The organism is Rhodoferax sp. GT1R46, assembly GCF_056521285.1.
On record NZ_JBWMBC010000006.1, the window covers coordinates 262,727 to 283,704 of the forward strand.

General features: G+C 57.4%; 19 protein-coding genes and 1 tRNA gene. 12 read left to right on the plus strand and 8 right to left on the minus strand.

Annotated elements, in window-relative coordinates:
• The first annotated feature begins 61 nt into the window (after positions 1 to 61).
• Complete coding sequence (locus AC097W_RS14885) at positions 62 to 1,579, plus strand: methyl-accepting chemotaxis protein (RefSeq protein WP_479603388.1); 1,518 nt, start codon at positions 62 to 64, stop codon at positions 1,577 to 1,579.
• Between the two features lie 50 nt (positions 1,580 to 1,629).
• Positions 1,630 to 3,447, plus strand: coding sequence for an ATP-binding protein (locus AC097W_RS14890; RefSeq protein ID WP_479603389.1), 1,818 nt, complete (start codon positions 1,630 to 1,632; stop codon positions 3,445 to 3,447).
• Between the two features lie 6 nt (positions 3,448 to 3,453).
• Here AC097W_RS14890 and rsxB read toward each other — a convergent pair whose 3' ends face one another.
• From rsxB to AC097W_RS14910, 4 genes are all read right to left on the minus strand, one after another.
• Positions 3,454 to 4,137: an electron transport complex subunit RsxB gene (gene rsxB, locus AC097W_RS14895; protein ID WP_479603390.1), complete on the minus strand. Its 684-nt coding sequence runs from the start codon at positions 4,135 to 4,137 to the stop codon at positions 3,454 to 3,456.
• Positions 4,134 to 5,561, minus strand: coding sequence for a polyhydroxyalkanoate depolymerase (phaZ, locus tag AC097W_RS14900; RefSeq protein WP_479603391.1), 1,428 nt, complete (start codon positions 5,559 to 5,561; stop codon positions 4,134 to 4,136). Before phaZ ends, rsxB begins: the two co-directional genes overlap by 4 nt.
• Positions 5,562 to 5,614: 53 nt before the next feature.
• A complete protein-coding gene (locus AC097W_RS14905) occupies positions 5,615 to 6,967 on the minus strand; it encodes a hypothetical protein (protein ID WP_479603392.1) in 1,353 nt (450 codons plus the stop codon).
• Between the two features lie 194 nt (positions 6,968 to 7,161).
• Entirely contained in the window at positions 7,162 to 8,358 is a 1,197-nt protein-coding gene (locus AC097W_RS14910) for an amino acid aminotransferase (RefSeq protein ID WP_479603393.1), read from the minus strand.
• 141 nt (positions 8,359 to 8,499) lie between these two features.
• On the opposite strand from AC097W_RS14910, the gene uvrB reads away from it, so the two are divergent.
• The 10 genes from uvrB (at position 8,500) to AC097W_RS14960 (ending at position 16,866) form a co-directional block, all read left to right on the plus strand.
• On the plus strand, positions 8,500 to 10,620 hold the full coding sequence (gene uvrB, locus AC097W_RS14915; protein WP_479603394.1) for an excinuclease ABC subunit UvrB: 2,121 nt from the start codon (positions 8,500 to 8,502) through the stop codon (positions 10,618 to 10,620).
• Positions 10,621 to 10,737: 117 nt separating this feature from the next.
• The gene (gene iscR, locus AC097W_RS14920) at positions 10,738 to 11,274 is read left to right on the plus strand and encodes a Fe-S cluster assembly transcriptional regulator IscR (RefSeq protein WP_479603395.1); all 537 of its coding nucleotides are present in this window, start codon (positions 10,738 to 10,740) and stop codon (positions 11,272 to 11,274) included.
• Between the two features lie 47 nt (positions 11,275 to 11,321).
• Positions 11,322 to 12,542, plus strand: coding sequence for an IscS subfamily cysteine desulfurase (locus AC097W_RS14925; protein WP_479603396.1), 1,221 nt, complete (start codon positions 11,322 to 11,324; stop codon positions 12,540 to 12,542).
• 34 nt (positions 12,543 to 12,576) lie between these two features.
• Positions 12,577 to 12,963: a Fe-S cluster assembly scaffold IscU gene (gene iscU, locus AC097W_RS14930; RefSeq protein ID WP_479603397.1), complete on the plus strand. Its 387-nt coding sequence runs from the start codon at positions 12,577 to 12,579 to the stop codon at positions 12,961 to 12,963.
• 1 nt (position 12,964) lies between these two features.
• On the plus strand, positions 12,965 to 13,288 hold the full coding sequence (gene iscA, locus AC097W_RS14935) for an iron-sulfur cluster assembly protein IscA (RefSeq protein WP_479603398.1): 324 nt from the start codon (positions 12,965 to 12,967) through the stop codon (positions 13,286 to 13,288).
• Positions 13,285 to 13,800 carry a Fe-S protein assembly co-chaperone HscB gene (gene hscB / locus AC097W_RS14940; protein WP_304866904.1) on the plus strand — a complete coding sequence of 172 codons (516 nt, stop codon included), beginning with the start codon at positions 13,285 to 13,287 and terminating at the stop codon, positions 13,798 to 13,800. The genes iscA and hscB overlap by 4 nt, the downstream gene beginning before the upstream one ends.
• A gap of 9 nt (positions 13,801 to 13,809) precedes the next feature.
• A complete protein-coding gene (gene hscA, locus AC097W_RS14945) occupies positions 13,810 to 15,666 on the plus strand; it encodes a Fe-S protein assembly chaperone HscA (RefSeq protein WP_479603399.1) in 1,857 nt (618 codons plus the stop codon).
• A 21-nt stretch (positions 15,667 to 15,687) separates the two neighbouring features.
• Positions 15,688 to 16,026, plus strand: a complete 339-nt coding sequence (gene fdx, locus AC097W_RS14950; protein WP_479603400.1) for an ISC system 2Fe-2S type ferredoxin — start codon at positions 15,688 to 15,690, stop codon at positions 16,024 to 16,026.
• A 22-nt stretch (positions 16,027 to 16,048) separates the two neighbouring features.
• Positions 16,049 to 16,750 carry a DNA polymerase III subunit epsilon gene (dnaQ, locus tag AC097W_RS14955; RefSeq protein WP_479603401.1) on the plus strand — a complete coding sequence of 234 codons (702 nt, stop codon included), beginning with the start codon at positions 16,049 to 16,051 and terminating at the stop codon, positions 16,748 to 16,750.
• 41 nt (positions 16,751 to 16,791) lie between these two features.
• Positions 16,792 to 16,866 (plus strand) — tRNA-Val (locus AC097W_RS14960).
• Positions 16,867 to 17,143: 277 nt separating this feature from the next.
• Here the strand turns inward: AC097W_RS14960 and AC097W_RS14965 are convergent.
• From AC097W_RS14965 to AC097W_RS14980, 4 genes are all read right to left on the minus strand, one after another.
• Positions 17,144 to 17,860: a M48 family metallopeptidase gene (locus AC097W_RS14965; protein WP_479603402.1), complete on the minus strand. Its 717-nt coding sequence runs from the start codon at positions 17,858 to 17,860 to the stop codon at positions 17,144 to 17,146.
• An 82-nt stretch (positions 17,861 to 17,942) separates the two neighbouring features.
• The gene (locus AC097W_RS14970; protein WP_479603403.1) at positions 17,943 to 18,287 is read right to left on the minus strand and encodes a hypothetical protein; all 345 of its coding nucleotides are present in this window, start codon (positions 18,285 to 18,287) and stop codon (positions 17,943 to 17,945) included.
• Positions 18,284 to 19,600, minus strand: coding sequence for an ATP-binding protein (locus tag AC097W_RS14975; RefSeq protein WP_479603404.1), 1,317 nt, complete (start codon positions 19,598 to 19,600; stop codon positions 18,284 to 18,286). The genes AC097W_RS14970 and AC097W_RS14975 overlap by 4 nt, the downstream gene beginning before the upstream one ends.
• A complete protein-coding gene (locus AC097W_RS14980) occupies positions 19,597 to 20,865 on the minus strand; it encodes a restriction endonuclease subunit S (RefSeq protein ID WP_479603405.1) in 1,269 nt (422 codons plus the stop codon). Before AC097W_RS14980 ends, AC097W_RS14975 begins: the two co-directional genes overlap by 4 nt.
• Between the last annotated feature and the right edge of the window lie 113 nt (positions 20,866 to 20,978).

The window sequence follows — 20,978 nt, forward strand, 5'->3', positions numbered from 1 at the left end:
CGTAGAATCAACATCAAAGGGACATACATAAGCCCTTGCTCATAGTCTTGGAGACCTCCCAATGGTGTTTTCTGCCCTTCTGGCTCCTGGTGTCCGACTCGTGCGAAGCTTGCGTTTTGCTGGAAAGCTGACGCTGTTGGCGGTCCTGTCCGTTCTACCGATTGTTCCGCTCGTGTGGCACATGGTGTTGGGTGATGGCCTTGCAGCAGGAGCGGGTGGAGCTGCGGTGGCCTGCGGCATTGCGTTGGCGCTGTTGATGTATTTTCTGGTTGCCTTTCATCGCAGTGTTGCGCAAGATCTGGGTGAAGTCATTCTCGCGGCGAAAAAAATGGTGGCTGGTGACCTGCGGCAGAATCTTGTCAGCCACGGTCAGGACGAATTGGGTAGCCTCGCTGCATCAATGGGGCAACTGGGTCGTACCGTCTCCGGCATGGTCGCAAACGTGCGCAGCAATGCGGCCTTTGTAGCCCATTCTGGCAAGAGCTTGGCTGCGGGCAACCGGGACTTGTCAGACCGCACCGAACAACAGGCGGCCAATCTGGAGCAGACGGCGGCCAGTGTCGAAGAGCTCTCATCCACTGTTCAGGAAAACGCCAATACGGCCAGCCAAGCCAATGCGCAGGCGGCCCAGTTGCGAGATGCAGCCGACAGCGGGGCGACCACCATGAGCCAGGCCATCGAGTCGGTGGAGGCGATCCAGGGCAGTGCCAAGCGGATGGATGAGATCGTCGGCGTTATTGATGGCTTGGCGTTCCAGACCAATATCCTGGCACTGAATGCAGCGGTTGAAGCGGCTCGTGCCGGGGAGTCAGGCCGCGGATTTGCCGTGGTGGCCAGTGAGGTGCGTTCACTCGCACAGCGTTCGGCCGAATCGGCCAAGGAAATTCGTCTGCTGATCGGCACGTCCTCAAGTCAGGTGGCCAACAGTGTCCAGAAGATCCGCGCTGCGGGTGCCAACATAACGCAAATTGTGTCAGGCATCCGCGGCGTTGCTGCAAGCATGTCGCAGATATCTACGTCCAGCGCAGAACAAAGTTCTGGCTTGTCCGAGATTACATCGGCAGTGCAGCAACTCGACGAGATCACCCAACGCAATGCCCAGATGGTGGAGCAGGCCGTGACGCAAGCCGTCAACCTCGAAGGCCGCGCCAGCACGCTGGTGGAGTCTGTGGCTTCGTTCAAACTGCAGCAGGGCTCAGCCGAGGAAGCCGTGGATCTGGTCGACAGGGCCGTTGCACACCGCCAGCGCACGTCGAGAGATGCATTCTTGCGCGATATCACAGAGCCCGCCAATGGCTTTCATGATCGTGACATGTACGTTTTTGTGCTCGATCAAAACGGCACCTATGTCGCCTTTGGGGGCAACAAATCTAAAGTGGGCACCCGTGTTCAGGATATCGCGGGAATCGATGGAAATGGGTTGTTGGAAGCAATCATTGACCAAGCCAGCCGCGAGCCAGGCTGGGTCGAATACGACATCAATAATCCTGCCACGGGCAAGGTACAGGCCAAAATGTCTTATGTGCAGCAGGTAGACGAGGTATTTGTGGGGTGTGGCGTCTACAAAAATCTGGTTTAAGCCTCGGTAGCACCATTGATGTCCAGACGCCACTGCACGGTAGCTGATTCATGAACCCTGGCCTACCCGACGTGAACCACGTGGATCAGTCAGAAGATTTGCGCTGGTTTGCTGTCTGGGTTCATCGCCTGCTGTTGGCTGCCTTGGTGTTCATGGTCCTTGCGATTGGGGTTGAGCCTTCCGGTATTCAGTGGGCTCGTCTGTTGCCGCTTGCTTTTTTGGCTGTGATGATTCTCGTTGGCCACTGGCAGTTGCGGCAGAGCCCACGTCGCGCGATCATTTCTGTGGGTCTTGGTCTGTGGGTCATGACGGCAGGCAACGCGTTGCAGTACGCAGGTGTACACAGCGTGGGCATGGTTATTTTTCCCTTCATCATCGGGCTGGCTGGCTGGCTCGTCGGCAGGCGCTGGTTGATGATCATGACCCTTGCAACGGTGGGCTTTGTGCTCATCCTGGGTCTTGCCGAGACGCAGGGAGCATTTCATCCGACGCAGCGCGCGCCAACCTGGATCGTGGCGCTGGAAATCGCGGTCATTCTTTTGGTAACTGCCGCATTGACCTACCTCGCTCCACAAAGCTTGATACGGAGTCGCGATACCGTACTGCAATTGTCGAATGACCTGGCACAGCAAAACGCCCAGATTGCCCAGCGTGAGCGTGAGCTGCAATTACTTCTCACCAACGTGCCGGCGGCAGTGGCCTCGTTTGATGCGCAATCCCGTTTGCGCTACTGCAATATCCAGTACGCCGCGCTATTTGGTGCCGAGCCCATGGCAATCGTTGGCAAGTCCATCATGGAGTACGTACCCCGTGAGACGCTGGATCAAATGTTGCCCTATTGGGAGCGCGCACTTGAGGGAGTGCCGCAGTCTTATCACCGCACCAGCGTCGATCCCCGTACCCGCGCCATTTCCTGGGTCGATGCGCGGGTCATTCCCGAATTTGAAAATGGAAAAGTGGTTGGCCTGTATGGCTTGCTGGTTGACGTGACCGAGAAGGTGAAAGCAGAGACAGAAATTCGCGAACTGAATGCGGATCTTGAGAGTAGGGTTGCCCGGCGCACGGCAGAGTTGGCACAGGCCATGGACAAACTTCACGACTCCCGCGAAGAGCTGGTGCGCAGCCAAGCCAGGGCTACCTTGTCCGCGCTGGTGGCGAGCGTGTCCCACGAATTGAGTACGCCAATTGGTAACAGTGTTCTCGTGGCCAGCACCTTGAGTGACCTGTCCCGTCAACTTCAGCAGCAACTGGATTCGGGACAGGTTCGTAAATCCACCTTGATGGATCTGACCCGCACAGTTGGCGAAGGCGGCCAGTTGCTGCAACGCAATCTGGCGCGCGCAGAGACGCTGCTAAAGAATTTCAAGCAAGTCTCAGTCGATCAAGCCAGTGAACAACGACGGGAGTTCGATCTGGCTTACGTCGTGGCGGAGGTCGTTGCATCGCTGGGCCCCAGTCTGAAGAATTCCCCACACCGTGTGGTGCAACAGATCCCCCCTGGCATCATGATGGACAGCATGCCCGGCCCGCTGGGGCAGGTGGTCATCAATTTGATCAACAATGCCTATATGCATGCGTTTGAGGGGCGCACTGATGGTGTGCTGACCATCAGTGCGACAACGCAGGATCGCCAGGTTCAACTGCACATTTCAGATAACGGAACCGGCATGGAGCAAAGCGTGCTGCTTCACCTGTTTGAACCATTCTTCAGTACCAAAATTGGCCATGGCGGTACGGGTTTGGGGATGAGCATCGTGGACTCGATTGTTCGCAAGGTACTCGGTGGCGCCGTGCATGTGCGCTCGGTGGTCGGAAACGGGACGACTTTTGATATCCACCTGCCACGCGTGGCGCCTATCGAGTCTTAACCGGACCTAGCGGTCAGATGCTTGGCGTCTGGCTCTTGCACGTGCAAGCGCTGCCTCAATGACAGCCCGCTTATTGTTTAACACTGCGGGGTCCGTGTGCTGTGAGTGGGCGCCAAGGTCTGCCAGCTTGGTGCGGGCTTTTTCTTCGAGTCGTTGACCGTGCTCGTTCAGATCCCGGCTGCGCCGCGTGATGGCAGATTCGTAGCGTTTGCGGGCGGTGTCGGCCAAATGCTGTGGCCATGCGTCCCAGCCAGTGGCGTCTGCGCTGGCGATTTCGAGTTCAATGCAGTCCACCGGGCAGACTGGCAAACACAGCTCACAGCCAGTGCAGTACGCCTCTATCACCGTGTGCATGCGCTTGTTGCTGCCAATGATGGCATCGGTGGGGCAAGCCTTGATGCACAGAGTGCAGCCGATACACCAGTCTTCATCGATAAAGACGATACTGCGCGGTCCTTCCGTGCCAAAAGCAGGATCCAGAGGTTTTTCAGACTGACCGGTGATCCGGGCGAGCCGAATCACACCTTCTTGTCCACCAGGGGGACATTGATTGATGCCCGCTTCACCGCTGGCGATGGCACCTGCGTAACCGGCACAGTCCGGGTATCCACACCGTGTGCACTGGGTCTGGGGCAGGGCATCCAGAATTCGGGCGACCAGCCCAGCGGCTTGAATCGCCCCGTGGGTCACTTTTTGTCGGCGACGCGTTTGGCTGCTACTTTTTTGGTAGCTGCTTGTGCAGTCTTTACGGGGGCCACAGCCGGTTTGGCTGATGTTTTTGCAGCAACCTTGACCGGCGCCCCTTTGGGTGGAACCGCCTTGACGGCTGGAACAATCTGCCCTGAAGCGATCTGGTTGTGCGCCAGGATAAAGGCCTTGACTTGCGGGTACACCAGCTCGCGCCAGCGCTTTCCGGAAAAAATGCCGTAGTGTCCGGCACCTTTGGCTTCGAAGTGACGCTGCTGCGTCTTCGGTACACCGGTGCAAATATCGTGCACGGCCTGTGTCTGGCCCGAGCCAGAGATATCGTCAAGCTCACCTTCAACCGACAGCAACGCCGTCGTCTTGATGTCGCCTGGGCGTACGCGCTCAATTTTGCCGTTCACGCCCTTGATGTCCCACGTGCCGCTGACCAGGCTGTAATCCTGGAACACCACTCTGATGGTCTCCAGGTAGTAATCTGCATCCATGTCGAGCACTGCGTTGTACTCATCGTAGAACTTGCGGTGGGCGTCGGTACTGGCGTCGTCGCCCTTGATCAGGTCTTTAAAGTAGTCGTAATGGCTCTTGGCGTGGTGGTCCGGGTTCATGGCCACAAAGCCCGTGTGCTGCAGGAAGCCGGGGTAAACACGACGCCCGGCACCGGGGAAGCTGGAGGGAACGCGGTAAATCACATTGTTTTCAAACCAGCTGTGGCTCTTGTTCACGGCCAGGTTGTTCACCGCTGTTGGCGACTTGCGTGCGTCAATAGGGCCACCCATCATGGTCATGGACAGTGGCGTTTTCTCGCCACGACTGGCCATCAAAGATACTGCGGCCAGAACGGGAACGGTGGGCTGGCAAACGCTCATGACGTGGCAGTTGCCGTAGATGCTTTGCAAATGGCGAATGAACTCCTGCACGTAGTTGACATAGTCGTCCAGGTGAAACTCCCCTTCAGACAGGGGGATCAGGCGCGCGTTCTTCCAGTCGGTGATGTAGACCTTGTGGTCTTTCAGCATCGTTTTGACGGTGTCACGCAGCAAGGTGGCGTAATGGCCTGATAAGGGCGCAACAATCAGCACGGCCGGCTGGTTCTTGATCTTGTCCAGCGTGCGCTGGTCATCGCTGAAGCGCTTGAAACGACGCAATTCGCAAAACGGTTTGTTGATTTCTACCCGTTCATGGACGGCGACGTCCACGCCATCGACTTCGATGGTGCGCAGGCCGAATTCTGGTTTTTCGTAATCTTTGCCCAAACGGTGAATCAGGTCATATCCGGCAGAAATGCGCTGCGCGAATGGGTTCTGTCCCGCAACCGACAAGGGGTTGCCGTAAGCCTTGGCCGCAGCATGGGCCATATCCGTGAACGGCTCCATTAGGGAGCGTTGGGTTTCGTAGAGCTGGTACAGCATGTAAGACTCACTTTTAGAAAATGTTGCAGTGCAATATAACAGTATTCACTGACTTAAGGGTTTGCACTGGTGCTCGCCTTGAGGATGCCCCTTATGGCATTTCGGCTGTGCGCCGCAAAATTGCCTAGCAATTCGGCAATGGCGCTGTCAAGCCTGGCTTTTTCGGTCGCATCCCGATTGGCCATTTCTCGGACCATATTAATCCCTGATTCGTTGACGCCAAAGTCAAAAGTGGGGTCGGAAACGAATCCCGCAGGCATGGCAGTCACCAGGGATTGAACCAGTTGTCTGCCGAACGCGGCTGATTGTGCAGAGACCACGTCGCGCAGGTAAGTGTTACTCCATTCGGGGTAGCTACGGTCTTTACTGGTGTCTCGCAGGGCTTTCTCGATGGCGGTGTCCTGTTTGTTGCGGGCCGCATTTTGCAGTAACTCGGTCTGGTATTTTTCCAGAGCGGTATGCCGGTTGGATAGCAGCACAATCATGTCGTTCTTCATGCCAGGCATGCCAGCCATCGCCAGCGCGTTGGCGCTGATCAGCTTCAGGGTTGAAACCCCTGGTGCAACGCTGGCGTGATAAGGCTGTGTCAGATCCTGCAGGTAGTGCAGTGACAGGCCTGCAAACCGCCAGCCCCAGTAGTCGTGGCCCGTGCGAAAAGCCAATGCGGAGAGCGTCGAGTATTGGTGGGAACGCAACAGTGGAAAGGTTCGTTTCAGGAATGGGGCAGCCACGTAGAGCAGCTTGTCTTCATGGAAAAACCCCATGTGAAACGGTGCCTGCGTCGAGTAGTAGAGCGCGGGGTTGCCAAAAGGAAGTGGGCCAAATCCATATACCTTGCCCCAGTCGGACGGACTGTCTTCCCAGAGGTTGATGTCCAGTCCGTAATCGGGCTCATCCGAAGCCGAGGCCAGAATGGCGAGTGGCTTTATTGGCTCACCCGCCTTCAAGGCTACGTAGGTATACACAGAGTTGGGCTGTTCCGGCAACGTATTGACTGCCGCATGAGGTAGCAGGGTGTTTGCTGCGGGTGGGGTCTGGGGGTCCGGCTGGATATACAGTGCGAACTTGCTGTTGGGCGCGACCCGAAGCGCCATCAGAAAAGCCAGTCGGCGTGCTTCATCGGGGCGGTCGGTGTTGGCGGTGAACGCTAAGGCCGCCGGGCGTGCAGGGTACTTCTCCAGATTGGCCACCGCCCATGCCTCCTGGCTTGCGAGGAGGGCCTCAATGGTTTTTTCTTCTGCTCTCAGGAACGCATCGAGAGGTTCTGCCTTGACGGAAGCTGCGTTGGCTACCTCGGGCATGGACTCAAATGCCCGGTAGGCTGAAAAGCTATGGTTGCCCCAGGCAAAGGCATGAGGCGAAGCCACAGCCAGAATCAAGCTGAGAACTATGGCAAAACAGGGCATTCAGGTGTCTCCGTGATCTACGACCGAAGTGCTGATGCAGTTTATTTTTCTTCGTGCAATGGCAGCGCGCCTCACCTTGGTGCAGATTATGCGACGAATCACGCCACCGATTGGCCGCTGAACCGGCACCCTCAAAGACCTGCAACCAGCAGGTCTTTGCTTTTTGATGCCGTGTGGACCCTGGTTGTCTGGAATCAGACTACCTTGGCAATTGAAGCGCACACATAGTCGATGTTTTTGCTGTTCAACGCCGCTACACACATGCGGCCGGTGTCCGTGCCGTATACGCCAAACTCATTGCGCAGACGCACCATCTGGTCCTTGGTCAGGCCCGAGTAGCTGAACATGCCAATCTGGCTGGTGATGAAGCCCATGTCCTGCTTGACGCCGGCGGCCTTGAGGCCATCCACCAGTTTCTGGCGCATCGCCTTTATCCGCACGCGCATTTCGCCCAGCTCTTTTGCCCACAAGGCCCGCCACTCGGGGTTCCCCAAAACAGCGGCCACCACGGCGCCGCCGTGCGTTGGGGGATTGCTGTAGTTGGTTCGGATCACGATCTTAAGTTGGCTCAGCACCCGGTCCGCTTCTTCCTTGCTTTCGCACAGCACGGAAAGCGCTCCGACGCGCTCGCCGTACAGGCTGAAGCTTTTGGAAAACGAAGTGGACACAAAGAAGGTCAGGCCAGCGGCCACAAACTTGCCGATGACCGCGCCGTCCTCCGCAATGCCGTAGCCAAAGCCCTGGTAGGCCATGTCCAGGAAAGGCGTCAGGTTCTTGGCCTTGCAGGCTGTAATAACCTGGTCCCATTGAGCCGGGGTGATGTCGTAGCCGGTGGGGTTATGGCAGCAGGCGTGCAGGACCACGATGGTTCCTGCTGGCGCTGCGTTCAATGCGGCCAGCATGCCTTCAAAGTTCACGCCGCGCTTGGCTGCGTCGTAATACGGATAGCTGTCCACATTGAAGCCTGCATTGGTGAACAGGGCGCGGTGGTTTTCCCAGCTGGGATCACTGATCAGCACCGTTGCGTCGGGGCTGAGGCGTTTCAGAAAATCGGCCCCTACCTTGAGGCCGCCGGTGCCGCCGATGGCTTGCACCGTGGCGACGCGGCCGGACGTCACCGGCTCGCTGTCTGCGCCAAACACCAGCGCTTTGACGCCTGCGTCATACGCAGCAATACCGTCGATGGGCAAATAGCCGCGGGGTTTCGGGGCTTCCATCATGGCTTTTTCCGCAGCCTGGACACATTGCAGCAGCGGTAGTTTGCCGTTGTCGTCGTAGTAGACGCCCACACCGAGGTTGACCTTGGCGGGGTTGGTATCAGCATTGAATTGCTCGTTCAGACCCAGAATCGGGTCACGGGGGGCCATTTCTACGGCGGAAAACATGGACATTGCAATTCCTCTTGGAGTGGTCAAAAAAGGGACAGAAAAGGCATAAAGAACGGGCGATTGCGCCCGCCGCTCCGCAAAGTGCCGGAATGGCGTATTCTTTTGGGTTGCCCGCGATTTTACCGGGCTCAGAATTAACTAACCATGAATACCGCACTTGAAGTTGTTCCCGAGCCGTCAGAAACTGCTGCCGCTGGTGTTTTTGTTCGTTTTCCGGATTCGCCGTTTGAGCTCTACCAACCCTATCCACCCGCAGGGGACCAGCCGGAAGCCATTCGGCAGCTGGTCGAGGGCGTGCATGATGGTGAAGTGTTTCAGACCCTGCTGGGCGTTACCGGTTCCGGCAAAACCTTCACGATGGCCAATGTGATTGCCCAGTTGGGCAAGCCTGCCATTGTTTTCGCTCCCAACAAGACACTGGCGGCCCAGCTATATAGCGAATTTCGCGAGTTCTTCCCCAAAAACGCTGTGGAGTATTTCGTCAGTTACTACGATTACTACCAGCCTGAAGCTTACGTGCCCCAGCGCGATCTGTTCATTGAAAAAGACTCGGCGATCAACGAGCACATTGAACAAATGCGCTTGAGCTGTACCAAGAGCATCCTGGAGCGCCGCGACGTCGTGATTGTGGCCACCGTCTCGGCCATCTACGGTATTGGCCAACCTGAGGCGTATCACAAGATGGTGATGACGCTGCGCACGGGCGACAAGCCCGGCCAGAGGGACCTGATTACCCAGCTGGTGCGCATGCAATACCAGCGCAACGACATGGATTTCTCGCGCGGCACGTTTCGGGTGCGAGGGGACACCATCGATATTTTTCCGGCGGAACACAGCGAAATGGCCATCCGCGTGGAGTTGTTTGACGACGAAATCGAATCGCTGCAACTATTTGACCCGCTCACGGGGCGCATCCGGCAAAAAATTCCGCGCTTCACGGTCTATCCCAGTAGCCATTACGTGACGCCGCGTGAGCAGGTGCTGGCCGCAGTCGAAACCATCAAGACGGAGCTTTCCGACCGGCTCAAGGAGTTTGTCAGTCAAGGCAAATTGGTAGAAGCTCAGCGTCTGGAGCAGCGTACCCGGTTCGATCTGGAAATGCTCAGCGAAGTGGGGCATTGCAAAGGCATCGAGAACTATTCGCGACACCTGTCTGGCTCCGCTCCAGGAGAGCCCCCCGCCACCCTGACCGATTACCTGCCCAAGGATTCGATCATGTTTCTGGACGAGTCGCATGTGCTGATTGGCCAGTTTGGCGGCATGTACAACGGCGACCGGTCGCGCAAGACCACGCTGGTCGAATACGGTTTTCGTCTGCCCAGCGCGCTGGATAACCGGCCGCTCAAGTTTGAAGAATTCGAGACCAAGATGCGTCAGGCTATTTTTGTGTCCGCCACCCCGGCCCAGTGGGAGCAGGAGCACACGGGCAGGGTAGTCGAGCAGTTGGTCCGCCCCACCGGCTTGGTGGACCCCGAGGTAGAGGTACGCCCCGCTACCAGCCAGGTGGACGATGTGCTGCAGGAGATTCGCATCCGCGTCGACAAGAACGAGCGGGTGTTGATTACTACGCTGACCAAGCGGATGGCAGAGCAGTTGACCGACTACCTTACCGATAACGGTGTCAAGGTGCGCTATATACACAGCGACGTGGATACGGTGGAGCGGGTGGAAATTTTGCGTGATTTGCGTCTGGGCACTTTCGACGTGCTGGTGGGCATCAACCTGTTGCGCGAGGGTATTGATATCCCCGAGGTATCTCTGGTGGCCATTCTGGATGCGGACAAAGAAGGTTTCCTCCGTTCGGAGCGATCGCTGATTCAGACCATTGGCCGGGCGGCGCGCAATCTGCACGGCCGAGCCATTCTGTATGCCGACAAAGTCACCAACTCGATGGAGCGCGCGATTGGTGAGACCGAGCGGCGGCGCAAGAAGCAGATTGCCCACAACCTGGCCCACGGCATCACGCCGCGGAGCATTGTCAAGCAGGTGCGCGATCTCATCGACGGCGTTTACAGCGAAAAGGCGGGTAAGGAGGCCGAACGCCTGGAACGCGACGCCTTGCAGCGGGCTCAGGTGGAAGACATGAGCGAGAAAGACATTTCCCGGGAAATCAAACGGTTGGAGAAACTGATGATGGAACATGCCCGCAACCTGGAGTTCGAGAAGGCAGCCCGCGTGCGTGACCAGCTGGGCATTTTGAAGGAACAGGCCTTTGGTGCGTCGGGCCACGACAATGTCGTGGTTATTTCATCTGGTGGGAAATGACTGAATTGTGACTGATCAGTCTAGTTACCCGAGCAAAACGCTTGGGTTAAGGCTATACTAGGGGAACCGGTCACTAAAGCATCCATGTTGATGCGACCAGAATCCAAGGAGCACACCATGCGTCTCACCACTAAAGGCCGCTTTGCCGTCACCGCAATGATCGATCTGGGCTTACGCCAGAATGGCGGTCCTGTGACCCTGGCAGCCATCAGCCAGCGGCAGCAGATCTCCCTGTCGTATCTGGAACAACTCTTTGGCAAGTTACGTCGCCATGAGCTGGTGGAGTCCACCCGCGGACCTGGCGGCGGCTACACCCTCGCGCGCAAAGCATCGGATATTACCGTAGCGGAGATCATTGTTTCGGTCGATGAACCCATCGATGCCACCCAGTGTGGCGGCAAGGAAAACTGCCTGGGTGAGGGCGCCCGGTGCATGACCCATGATTTGTGGGCTTCATTGAATGTGCGAATGGTCGAGTTCCTGAACTCGGTCACCCTTCAGAAGCTGGTGGACGACCAGCTTGCTAAAGGCATCCAGATTGAAGACAAGCCCAGTGTGAAGCGGGCCATCTCTGCCATGCCGATGTCCAAGCCCATTCGCATCAATGCGCCTAATTCGGTGTTTGCCTTGGGTAATGCCTTCTCCAAGACTTGATGCCGATCATCTCGACTTTTAACCAACCAGCCAGCAGCGAGCAAGCGATGGACACTACTCCTCATTTTCCGATTTATATGGATTACAGCGCCACCAACCCGTGCGACGAGCGCGTGGTGGATGCCATGGTTCCCTGGTTGCGTTCGCACTTCGGCAACCCCGCATCACGTAGCCATGCGTGGGGCTGGGAAGCAGAAGCGGCGGTCGAAAACGCACGGGGTCAGGTTGCGGCTTTGATTGGTGCCGACCCCCGCGAAATTGTCTGGACTTCGGGAGCGACCGAGTCCAACAACCTGGCACTCAAAGGCGCCGCGCATTTTTACCAGTCCAAGGGCAAGCACCTGATTACAGTCAAGACTGAGCACAAAGCCGTGCTGGACACTTGCCGTGAACTGGAGCGCCAGGGCTTTGAGGTAACTTATCTGGACGTGCAGGAAGACGGTCTGGTCAATATGGATGCGTTCAAGGCGGCGATTCGCCCCGACACCATTCTGGCCAGCGTGATGTTCGTCAATAACGAGATTGGCGTTATTCAGGATATCGCGGCCATTGGAGCGGTATGCCGCGAAAAGGGCATCATCTTCCACGTGGACGCTGCGCAAGCCACGGGCCGTGTGGAATTTGACCTCACGCAACTGCCCGTTGACTTGATGAGCCTGACGGCCCACAAAACTTATGGCCCCAAGGGTATTGGCGCGCTGTTCGTGCGCCGCAAACCCCGCATTCGCCTCGAAGCGCAGATGCACGGTGGTGGCCATGAGCGTGGCATGCGCAGTGGCACTTTGCCGACGCACCAGATCGTGGGCATGGGCGAGGCGTACCGCATTGCCAAGGAAGAAATGGCTGCAGAAAACATCCGCATAACCGCGCTGCACGATCGCATGCTTGCCGGTTTGAAGGACGTGGAGCAGGTTTTTATCAATGGCCATGTGACCCAGCGTGTTCCACACAACCTGAACATGAGCTTTAACTATGTTGAAGGCGAATCATTGATGATGGGCATCAAGGGTTTGGCCGTTAGTAGTGGATCCGCTTGCACATCGGCTTCCCTGGAGCCCAGTTATGTGTTGCGTGCCCTGGGTCGCAGTGACGAACTGGCGCACAGCAGTCTGCGCATGACGATCGGTCGCTGGACGACTGAGGCTGAAATTGATTACGCCGTGGATACCATCAAGACCAACGTCGCGAAGCTGCGCGAACTCAGCCCCCTGTGGGAGATGTACCAGGACGGCGTTGACATCAGCTCCATCCAGTGGTCAGCCCACTGAGCATCCCTTTCTAACGTATTCAAGAGGTATCACCATGGCATATTCTGAAAAAGTTGTTGACCACTACGAAAATCCGCGCAACGTGGGTAGCTTTGAAAAGGGTGATGACACCGTTGGCACCGGGATGGTCGGCGCGCCTGCCTGTGGCGACGTGATGAAACTCCAGATCAAGGTCAATCCGCTGACCGGCATCATTGAAGATGCACGCTTCAAGACGTATGGTTGTGGCTCTGCTATTGCTTCAAGCTCCCTGGTGACCGAGTGGGTCAAGGGCAAGACACTGGATGAAGCGGCGGCGCTTAAAAACAGCCAGATCGCCGAAGAATTGGCCCTGCCACCGGTCAAAATCCACTGCTCGATCCTGGCTGAAGACGCCATCAAGGCGGCTGTGGACGATTACAAGAAAAAACACCTGAACTGATATGGCAGTGACCCTGACTGAAGCGGCGGCTCGCCACGTGAGCCGCTACCTGACCAAGCGCGGAAAAGGCGTTGGCGTGCGCTTGGGCGTCAAGACCACCGGCTGCTCGGGTCTGGCATACACATTGGAATATGTGGATGAGCTGCCACCCGAGGACACCATCTTTGAAGGTCACGGCGTCAAGGTTCTCGTCGATCCCAAAAGCCTTGCCTACATCGATGGAACCGAGCTCGATTTTGTACGCGAGGGCCTCAATGAAGGCTTTCGCTTCAACAATCCCAACGAGCGCGACAAGTGCGGCTGCGGTGAGTCGTTTCGGGTGTGAATCTTCAATCCAATGACTTTGAACTGTTTGGACTGAAGCAACAGTTTGTCCAGGATCGCGCGGCGCTGGATGCCCGCTGGAAAGCCCTGCAGCGCGAAGCGCATCCTGACAAGTTCGCCGCACAGGGCTCGGCTGCACAGCGCGTGGCCATGCAATGGTCGGTGCGCATCAACGAAGCCTATCAGCGCCTGAAGGATCCGCTCAAGCGAGCCGCTTATTTGTGTGAACTCAGTGGTGCTCCGATCAACGCCCACAGCAATACCGCCATGCCCACTGCCTTTTTGATGCAGCAAATGGAATGGCGTGAACTGTTGGATGAGGCCCAAAACGTGTCGGATCTCGAAGCACTGAATGCGCGGGTGGACGCGACCCGAGCCGAGTTAATGCAGGAGTGCGCGCAATTGCTGGATCTGCAACAGGATTTCAATGCGGCAGTGCAGCCGGTGCGGGCACTGATGTTCATTGACAAGTTTTCCCACGACCTGGAACACGGTTTCGACAAGTTTGAATAAACAATAACCATGGCGCTATTACAAATTTCCGAGCCCGGCCAAACGCCGAATCCGCACGAGCGGCGTATTGCCGTAGGCATTGACCTGGGTACCACCCATTCACTGGTGGCCGCTGTGCGCAATGGCGTGGCTGAGTGCTTGCCCGACGGTGAGGGTCGCGTAATTCTTCCATCCGTTGTTCGCTATGTGGCGGGCGGTGGACGCCAGATTGGCGACGCAGCCCAGCAAGCACTGGCGTCTGATCCCGAGAACACGATTGCCTCCGTCAAACGGTTCATGGGGCGCAGCTTGGCTGACGTGGTCGGCGCTGAAAAGCTGCCCTACCGTTTTGCGCAACACGATGGCATGCTGGGTATTCACACCGTTGCCGGAGAGAAATCGCCCGTAGAGGTCAGCGCCGAAATTCTGGCCACCTTGCGCTACCGCGCCGAAGACACTTTCAACGACGATCTCTACGGCGCAGTCATTACCGTGCCTGCGTACTTTGATGATGCACAACGCCAGGCCACCAAAGACGCGGCGCAGTTGGCGGGCCTGAATGTATTGCGGTTGATCAACGAGCCTACTGCCGCTGCCATTGCGTACGGACTGGACAACGCCAGCGAAGGTGTCTACGCCATCTACGACCTGGGCGGCGGAACCTTTGACATTTCGATCCTGCGCCTGACGCAAGGTGTCTTTGAAGTGGTCGCCACCGGCGGAGATTCGGCTTTGGGTGGTGATGATTACGACCACGCGCTGGCCGATTGGGTGTTGGCGCAAACCGGCACGCAAGCCGTTACGGCGTCAGACAAGGCGGCGCTCAAGCTGGCTGCCCGGGCGTGCAAGGAGGCGCTCTCTGCTACAAAAAGTGTAGCTTTCCTCGCAGACCTGACGGGGTCTAGCGTCCATTTTGATGTAGAACAGGGCCAGTTCCACGCTGTCACCGAGCCCCTGACTGCGCGCACACTGGTTGCGGCCCGCAAAGCGCTGCGCGATGCCCGGCTGTCGATCGAAGACGTGCAAGGTGTTGTCATGGTCGGTGGCTCTACCCGCATGCCGCAAGTCCAGGCCGCAGTGGCCCAGTTTTTTGGACGTGCCCCACTCAACAACCTCAACCCCGACGAGGTCGTGGCCCTGGGCGCTTCCATACAGGCCAACCAGCTCGCGGGTAACAATTCTTCCGGCGATCTGTTGCTGCTGGATGTCATTCCCTTGTCGCTGGGCGTGGAAACCATGGGGGGTCTGGTGGAGCGCATTGTTCCGCGTAACCAAACCATTCCCACGGCCATGGCACAGGACTTCACCACCTACAAAGACGGCCAGACCGCGCTGGCGTTGCATGTGGTTCAGGGCGAGCGGGACATGGTGGCGGATTGCCGCAGTCTGGCGCGTTTCGAGCTGCGCGGGATACCGCCGATGGCTGCCGGAGCAGCGCGCATCCGCGTCACCTTCACGGTGGATGCCGACGGTTTGCTCAATGTGTCTGCGCGGGAGCAGGTAAGCGGCGTGCAAGCGGACATCGACGTCAAGCCGTCCTATGGCCTGGGCGATGACCAGATCGCGCAGATGCTGAAAGACAGCTTCTCCACCGCTGAGCAGGACATGCGTTCCCGCGCGCTCGTGGAAGCCCGAGTGGATGCCGACCGCCTGCTGTTGGCCACCCAAAGCGCGCTGACTGCCGACGGCGATTTGCTGCAACCGACCGAGCGAGCGGAGATCGATGCAGCAATGGCCGCACTCGCCAAAGCGCCGTTGATGGACGATGCTGCGGCGATTGAGGCTCTGAGCAAGTCGCTGGGCCAAGCCACCGAGGCTTTCGCCGCGCAGCGCATGAACCGGGGCATTGCCCATGCCCTGGCGGGCAAGAATATTGAATCCATTTGAATCTGCACCCGGAATATCACCATGCCTGTCATCAAAATCCTTCCGCACCCTGAGTATTGCCCTCAGGGTGCGGAAATCTCTGCCCCTGCAGGTACTTCCATCTGTGAAGCCTTGCTGGATAACAACATTCCCATCGAGCATGCCTGCGAGATGAGTTGTGCCTGCACGACCTGTCATGTGCTGGTGCGGGAGGGCTTTGCTTCGCTCAATCCGCTGGATGAAAACGAAGAAGATATGCTGGACCGCGCCTGGGGCCTGGAGCCCAGCTCCCGTCTGAGTTGCCAAGCCATTCTGGCGCAAAAAGACCTGGTGGTGGAAATACCCAAGTACTCCATCAACCACGCCAAAGAGAACCATTAACCGCCACGAGGCTATACCCGCCATGCGCCAAATTTTTCTGGATACCGAGACCACTGGCTTGTCCGCAGATACGGGCGACCGGGTCATCGAGATCGGTTGCGTCGAGCTGGTCAACCGCAAACTCACCGGCAACAATCTGCATTTCTACCTGAATCCCGGGCGTGACAGCCACGAAGAGGCACTCAAGGTGCACGGCATTACCACCGAGTTTTTGCGTGACAAGCCCAAGTTCGAGGCGGTAGCCGACGAACTGGTCGCCTATCTGCAGGATGCCGAAGTCATCATCCACAACGCCGCATTTGACGTTGCGTTTTTGAACAAGGAACTGGAGTTGGCCGGGCGTCCTCCGTTTCGGGAGCATGTTGCGAATGTTATCGACAGTCTGGCAATGGCCAAGGAAATGTTCCCGGGCAAGCGCAACGGCTTGAATGCATTGTGCGACCGTCTGGAAGTCGACAACTCGGGCCGAACCCTGCACGGGGCGCTTCTGGATGCGGAGTTGCTGGCGGATGTCTATATCAACATGACTCGTGGCCAGGATGCCCTGTTGATGGATGCCGGTTCGCCCGATGAGGGCGGTGTTGCGGTGGTGCAGGTTGATTTGCGCGGGTTTGACCTGCCCGTCGTTGCGGCCAATACGCAAGAACTTGCCGCGCACGAAGACGTGATGATCCAGATTGACAAATCCAGCAGTGGCAAAACGCTATGGCGAAAAGCCGCTTGAAAAGCATTGTATAATTTCAGGCTATTCTGAATGAAAATTCAGGGCGATTAGCTCAGGGGTAGAGCACTGCATTCACACTGCAGGGGTCGCAAGTTCGAAACTTGCATCGCCCACCAAATATTGGTTATCAATCAAGGACTTACGAGAAATCGCAAGTCCTTTTTTGTTGGCGGTATGAAATAAGTATGAAAAACACCTCTTTGAAGCCCTCTCAAACGGGCCTGCAATAGGGGCCTCGCGCTGCGTCTGGAGCGATGAGTGGAGGAGGGCGCTCATTTGACTGAAACAAGCTGCCAACTTATTTCGGTCAGCAGGTTAGCAATTACGACTGGGGAGAAAGGCCAAAGTTGACCTGCGCAACGGTGAGCACCCCTGTGTCCTTCGGTACATTCACTATGCCCTCCAAACCTGCGCCGCCAGCGGCAGCTCATTGAGTTCCGCCCGAGCTTCACGCCATGTCGGGTAATGCTGCTCCAACAGAGCTACAAATCGCTCGCTGTGCGTTGGCTCTATCAAATGCACCATTTCGTGCACAACCACGTATTCCAGCAAATCCTTGGGTTTCTTCACCAACTCGGTATTGAGGCGAATGTTTCCGGCACGGTGATTACAGCCTCCCCACTTGGTTTTCATGCGCTGGAGAAAATAACTGGATACTTTTACTCCCAGTTTTACCTCCCATTTTTCAATCAGCGCAGGCACGGCCTGATGCAGCACGGCACGGTGCCATTCATCCATCACAGCTTCGCGCTTTGCCAAGGTGCTACCTGGCCGCACAGATAGAGTGATGCGGCGATGGTCCCGAGTCACAGCAGGCTTGGCATCCACTTCCACAACCGACAACAGATAGCGCCTCCCCCAAAGCATGTGGGTCTCCCGCTCGACAAACTGGCGAGGCGTTTCCCGGGCTTGGGCCAGCAGTTTGGTTTGCTGGTCACGAATCCAGCCCAATTTGGAGATGGCGTAGGCGCGTGCCACTTCCAGTCGGGTGGCGGTGGGAGCCACCAACGTGACGTGGCCCTGTGGCGGGTGCACCGATAGATGCACGTTCTTGACAGCCTTGCGCGTGACCGCAATGCTGACATCGCCTAGCTGGATCGTCTCTGTCACAAATACCCCGGCTGGTTCTTGATGATCTCGAACAGGGCTTTTGTTGCTTCCCGGTCACGATCAAGCACCGGGAACAAAGCATTCAACACCTGCGCCTCACGCGCCTGGTCGCCTTTCCAGCCAGCGGGGGCATGTTCCCGTACCAGGCTGTCCATTGGTAGGTGCGCAGGTTGGCTTGGTACAGCGTAAGGCCGGTGGTGTCGGCGGCGGCTTCCAGCTTTTGCAGGGCGGCAGAGATGTGGGCGGCGGTGTATCCGCGGGCGGCCAGGCTGTCGCGCAGCAGCGCGGCCTCAATGGGTCGGTTGTTGTCACGCTTGTTCCATTCACCCAGGTAGCGGTAGCCCATGCCGTCAGGCCGCGCTTTGTGGGTGAACAGGTCGATGACGCGGTTTTGCGTCTTGCGTTCGGAGCGGGTTTGTTCTGTCACAAAATTACCTCCCAATGGCCACCCTTTTGCGGACCTACATATTTCAATCGACCTTCTTTAACCAGCTTGGACGCTGCCAGTTCAATGGCGCGCGGAGTTTTGCCGATCACGGCTGCAACCTCCGCCAAGGTCATAGACGGCGTAGCGGTCAACAGCCGCATGATCTCTGCGGGTGTTTTTACCGAAGTTTTCACCGAAGTTTTCACCGAAGGGGGTGCAAATGCAAACGTCACCCATAACCCACCGTCCTCCAACTGCAAAACAGGTGCCTGCAATCCCGCATCCAGGCAGGCTTGCACCATGCGCTCAATACCGCGCCCCCAAGACTCAATCTGCCCACCCCGAAAAAAAGCGTTCGCCACATCCGGGTTAAACGGTGCCGAGGCATGCTTGCCCAGCAAACGATCCACCGTCCAGTCGGGGGACAGGCGGCCTGAGTTCCAGATCATCAGCTTGTCGGCGTACACGCTGATCTGGATCGGCGCGCCGCTGGTGTAGTCCTTGTGCACCACCGCATTGAGCACCGCCTCGCGCAGCGCGGGCAGGGGCACCGGCCAGGTTTCCACACGCTGCAAACCGTCATAGCTGATCAGCGCCTTCATGTATTTGGCTTGCAGCACTTCGATGGTCTTGTTAACCTGCACCAGCAGCGGCCCGTTGACCTCGTCTTGGTACAGCAGGTCAACATTGGTTTCAAAAAAACCAATTTTCACAAACGCGCCGGAAAACCAGCGCCCTGGGTCGGCATGAAACAGCAGCGCCGTGGCACGCTTGCACACGCCATCGGCCAGCAGGTGCAAGCGCTCCAGCAGCGCAGTGTTGGGCTCTTGCAGCGCATCCTGCGGCAAGCGTTGGCTGCGCACCGCCTGCTGGCGGAACAAGGCCAATGCACCGGCGTCTAGTTCGGCTACCTTCAGACCGGGCAGCGCTACACCGTCCCAGTGCAAGCCCTGCTTTTTCAGCAAAAAGTGCGACAGCGCCGCACCTTTTAGCTCTTGTTTGGTGCTGCCACTGCGAAAGTGGTACTCGCCCTTGTAGCTGATGGGACTGGGGTAGGGCTCCACCCTTATTTCTAGCAGCTCTTCGCCGCCTTCTACCAGCAGGTTCACATCCACCATGATGCCCAGCACATCGCGCACCTTGTTGGGTATCTCCTCCAGCAACCGGGCTGCGTTGGCCACGCCCACCGCTGCGCCACGGTCATTGCGCCCAATCACCAGCGTGCCGCCCTCGGCATTGGCAAAGCCGCACACCCAGCGCAAGTAGTCGTCGCGCCAGGACTCTTTCCACTCGGTGTTTTGGTTTTCTTTCATACCAGGCGGATTCTGCCGGTTAGCAACTCTTGCATCATGGCCTGCTTGAGGGTTTGGGTTTTGCTGCGGCGCTCTTGCAGGACTGTGAGTTCGGTGTCCATGTCGGAGAGGATGGTGGCGATGGCGGCTTGTTCGGCGTGTGCGGGCAACCGGAGCGACGAATTCAACAGTGCGACCTTGGACAGGTTGTAGCGCGTCGATCCTTGTGCAAGGGACTTCATCAATTCGCGGCCTTCCTTACTTCTCAAATAATAGGCAAAGAAAACACCGTCTGCTGCCACGTTTTCTCGGAACCGGAAACCAAAACAGAAACTGTTCAAGTAAACGTCCTGCACGTCTTCGAGTAGGACGGCACACATGGCCACTTCTTCGGGCGTCTCTGATGAGCCATTGAAGAACAGGTCACCCTTCGTTGCGCGATTCTGGGTCTCGGCAGTAGTCACATTCACGCGATCAAAAACTTCGCAGTCAATCACCACGTTCGACATGACGTTCATGAAAGTGATGTACCTTGCCGCGCCTTGGCCAAAGTCAGTCTTTGTCTTGCCTGTCAAGCCGCCGTAAATCGAGCCCAAATCCCCCAACCGCTTCACCTCCCACTCCCCACTGAACCCGGGGAGGCGGGTTTGGCCGGTGAGGAGTTGCTGCATAGCGGCTACTTTGAGGCCCTGCTTCTTGGCGATAAGCCGATCCAGCCCGCCCAGCAGCGCATCCACATCACTCAACGCTGCGGCGATGGCGCGTTGTTCGGGGAGGGGTGGCGCAACGGCAGGAATTTTTCGCAGTGCGGCAATGGGAATTTCTTGCAGCGCGGAACCGTTGAGGCTCCTCTCAATCGTGCTCTTGCCGACGGTTGAGGACAGATACTGCGAGAGGTAGCCACTGTGAAAGCTGTCGCTGGCTGACAAAAGTGCAACCCCACGGGTCAAATTTGCGCCTGCCAACTCTTGGTCGACTACTGCGACGGCTCCGATTTTTCCGCGCAGAGCGATGATTAAATCGTGTTCGCGAAGCAGTGTCCGCTTGTAGGCATGGCTTATTTCTGGTGTTGTCGTAATCAACTGATCGGAGTCAATTTTTCCTGCAATGATGTCTACAACACGAACACACTTCACCCCGTTGAATACCAACTTGCCAGTTTGGACAATTCCATAACCGATTGGCCGTGCTGGATCAGTCAAGTCCTCCAACGTTCTGCACTCCCAATCCTCCGGAATCACCCCCACCTCAGTCTGCTTGTACCCCGCCCGCAATCCCGCGCTCATACCGCACCAGCCTGCAATACAGCCGCCAAAGACCGCCCAAACACCCTCTGCCAGCCGAAATTTATGCCAAATCGGCCTCTAGCCCCCGTAGAACGTGCGCGAGCAGCTATCAA

What these genes read in the sequence shown, in the direction of transcription:
- AC097W_RS14885 (WP_479603388.1), top strand. Translation starts at nt 62, where the DNA reads ATGGTGTTTTCTGCCCTTCTGGCTCCTGGTGTCCGACTCGTGCGAAGC.
- AC097W_RS14890 (WP_479603389.1), top strand. Translation starts at nt 1,630, where the DNA reads ATGAACCCTGGCCTACCCGACGTGAACCACGTGGATCAGTCAGAAGAT.
- phaZ (WP_479603391.1), bottom strand. Translation starts at nt 5,561, where the DNA reads ATGCTGTACCAGCTCTACGAAACCCAACGCTCCCTAATGGAGCCGTTC.
- AC097W_RS14905 (WP_479603392.1), bottom strand. Translation starts at nt 6,967, where the DNA reads ATGCCCTGTTTTGCCATAGTTCTCAGCTTGATTCTGGCTGTGGCTTCG.
- AC097W_RS14910 (WP_479603393.1), bottom strand. Translation starts at nt 8,358, where the DNA reads ATGTCCATGTTTTCCGCCGTAGAAATGGCCCCCCGTGACCCGATTCTG.
- uvrB (WP_479603394.1), top strand. Translation starts at nt 8,500, where the DNA reads ATGAATACCGCACTTGAAGTTGTTCCCGAGCCGTCAGAAACTGCTGCC.
- iscR (WP_479603395.1), top strand. Translation starts at nt 10,738, where the DNA reads ATGCGTCTCACCACTAAAGGCCGCTTTGCCGTCACCGCAATGATCGAT.
- AC097W_RS14925 (WP_479603396.1), top strand. Translation starts at nt 11,322, where the DNA reads ATGGACACTACTCCTCATTTTCCGATTTATATGGATTACAGCGCCACC.
- iscU (WP_479603397.1), top strand. Translation starts at nt 12,577, where the DNA reads ATGGCATATTCTGAAAAAGTTGTTGACCACTACGAAAATCCGCGCAAC.
- iscA (WP_479603398.1), top strand. Translation starts at nt 12,965, where the DNA reads ATGGCAGTGACCCTGACTGAAGCGGCGGCTCGCCACGTGAGCCGCTAC.
- hscA (WP_479603399.1), top strand. Translation starts at nt 13,810, where the DNA reads ATGGCGCTATTACAAATTTCCGAGCCCGGCCAAACGCCGAATCCGCAC.
- fdx (WP_479603400.1), top strand. Translation starts at nt 15,688, where the DNA reads ATGCCTGTCATCAAAATCCTTCCGCACCCTGAGTATTGCCCTCAGGGT.
- dnaQ (WP_479603401.1), top strand. Translation starts at nt 16,049, where the DNA reads ATGCGCCAAATTTTTCTGGATACCGAGACCACTGGCTTGTCCGCAGAT.
- AC097W_RS14975 (WP_479603404.1), bottom strand. Translation starts at nt 19,600, where the DNA reads ATGAAAGAAAACCAAAACACCGAGTGGAAAGAGTCCTGGCGCGACGAC.
- AC097W_RS14980 (WP_479603405.1), bottom strand. Translation starts at nt 20,865, where the DNA reads ATGAGCGCGGGATTGCGGGCGGGGTACAAGCAGACTGAGGTGGGGGTG.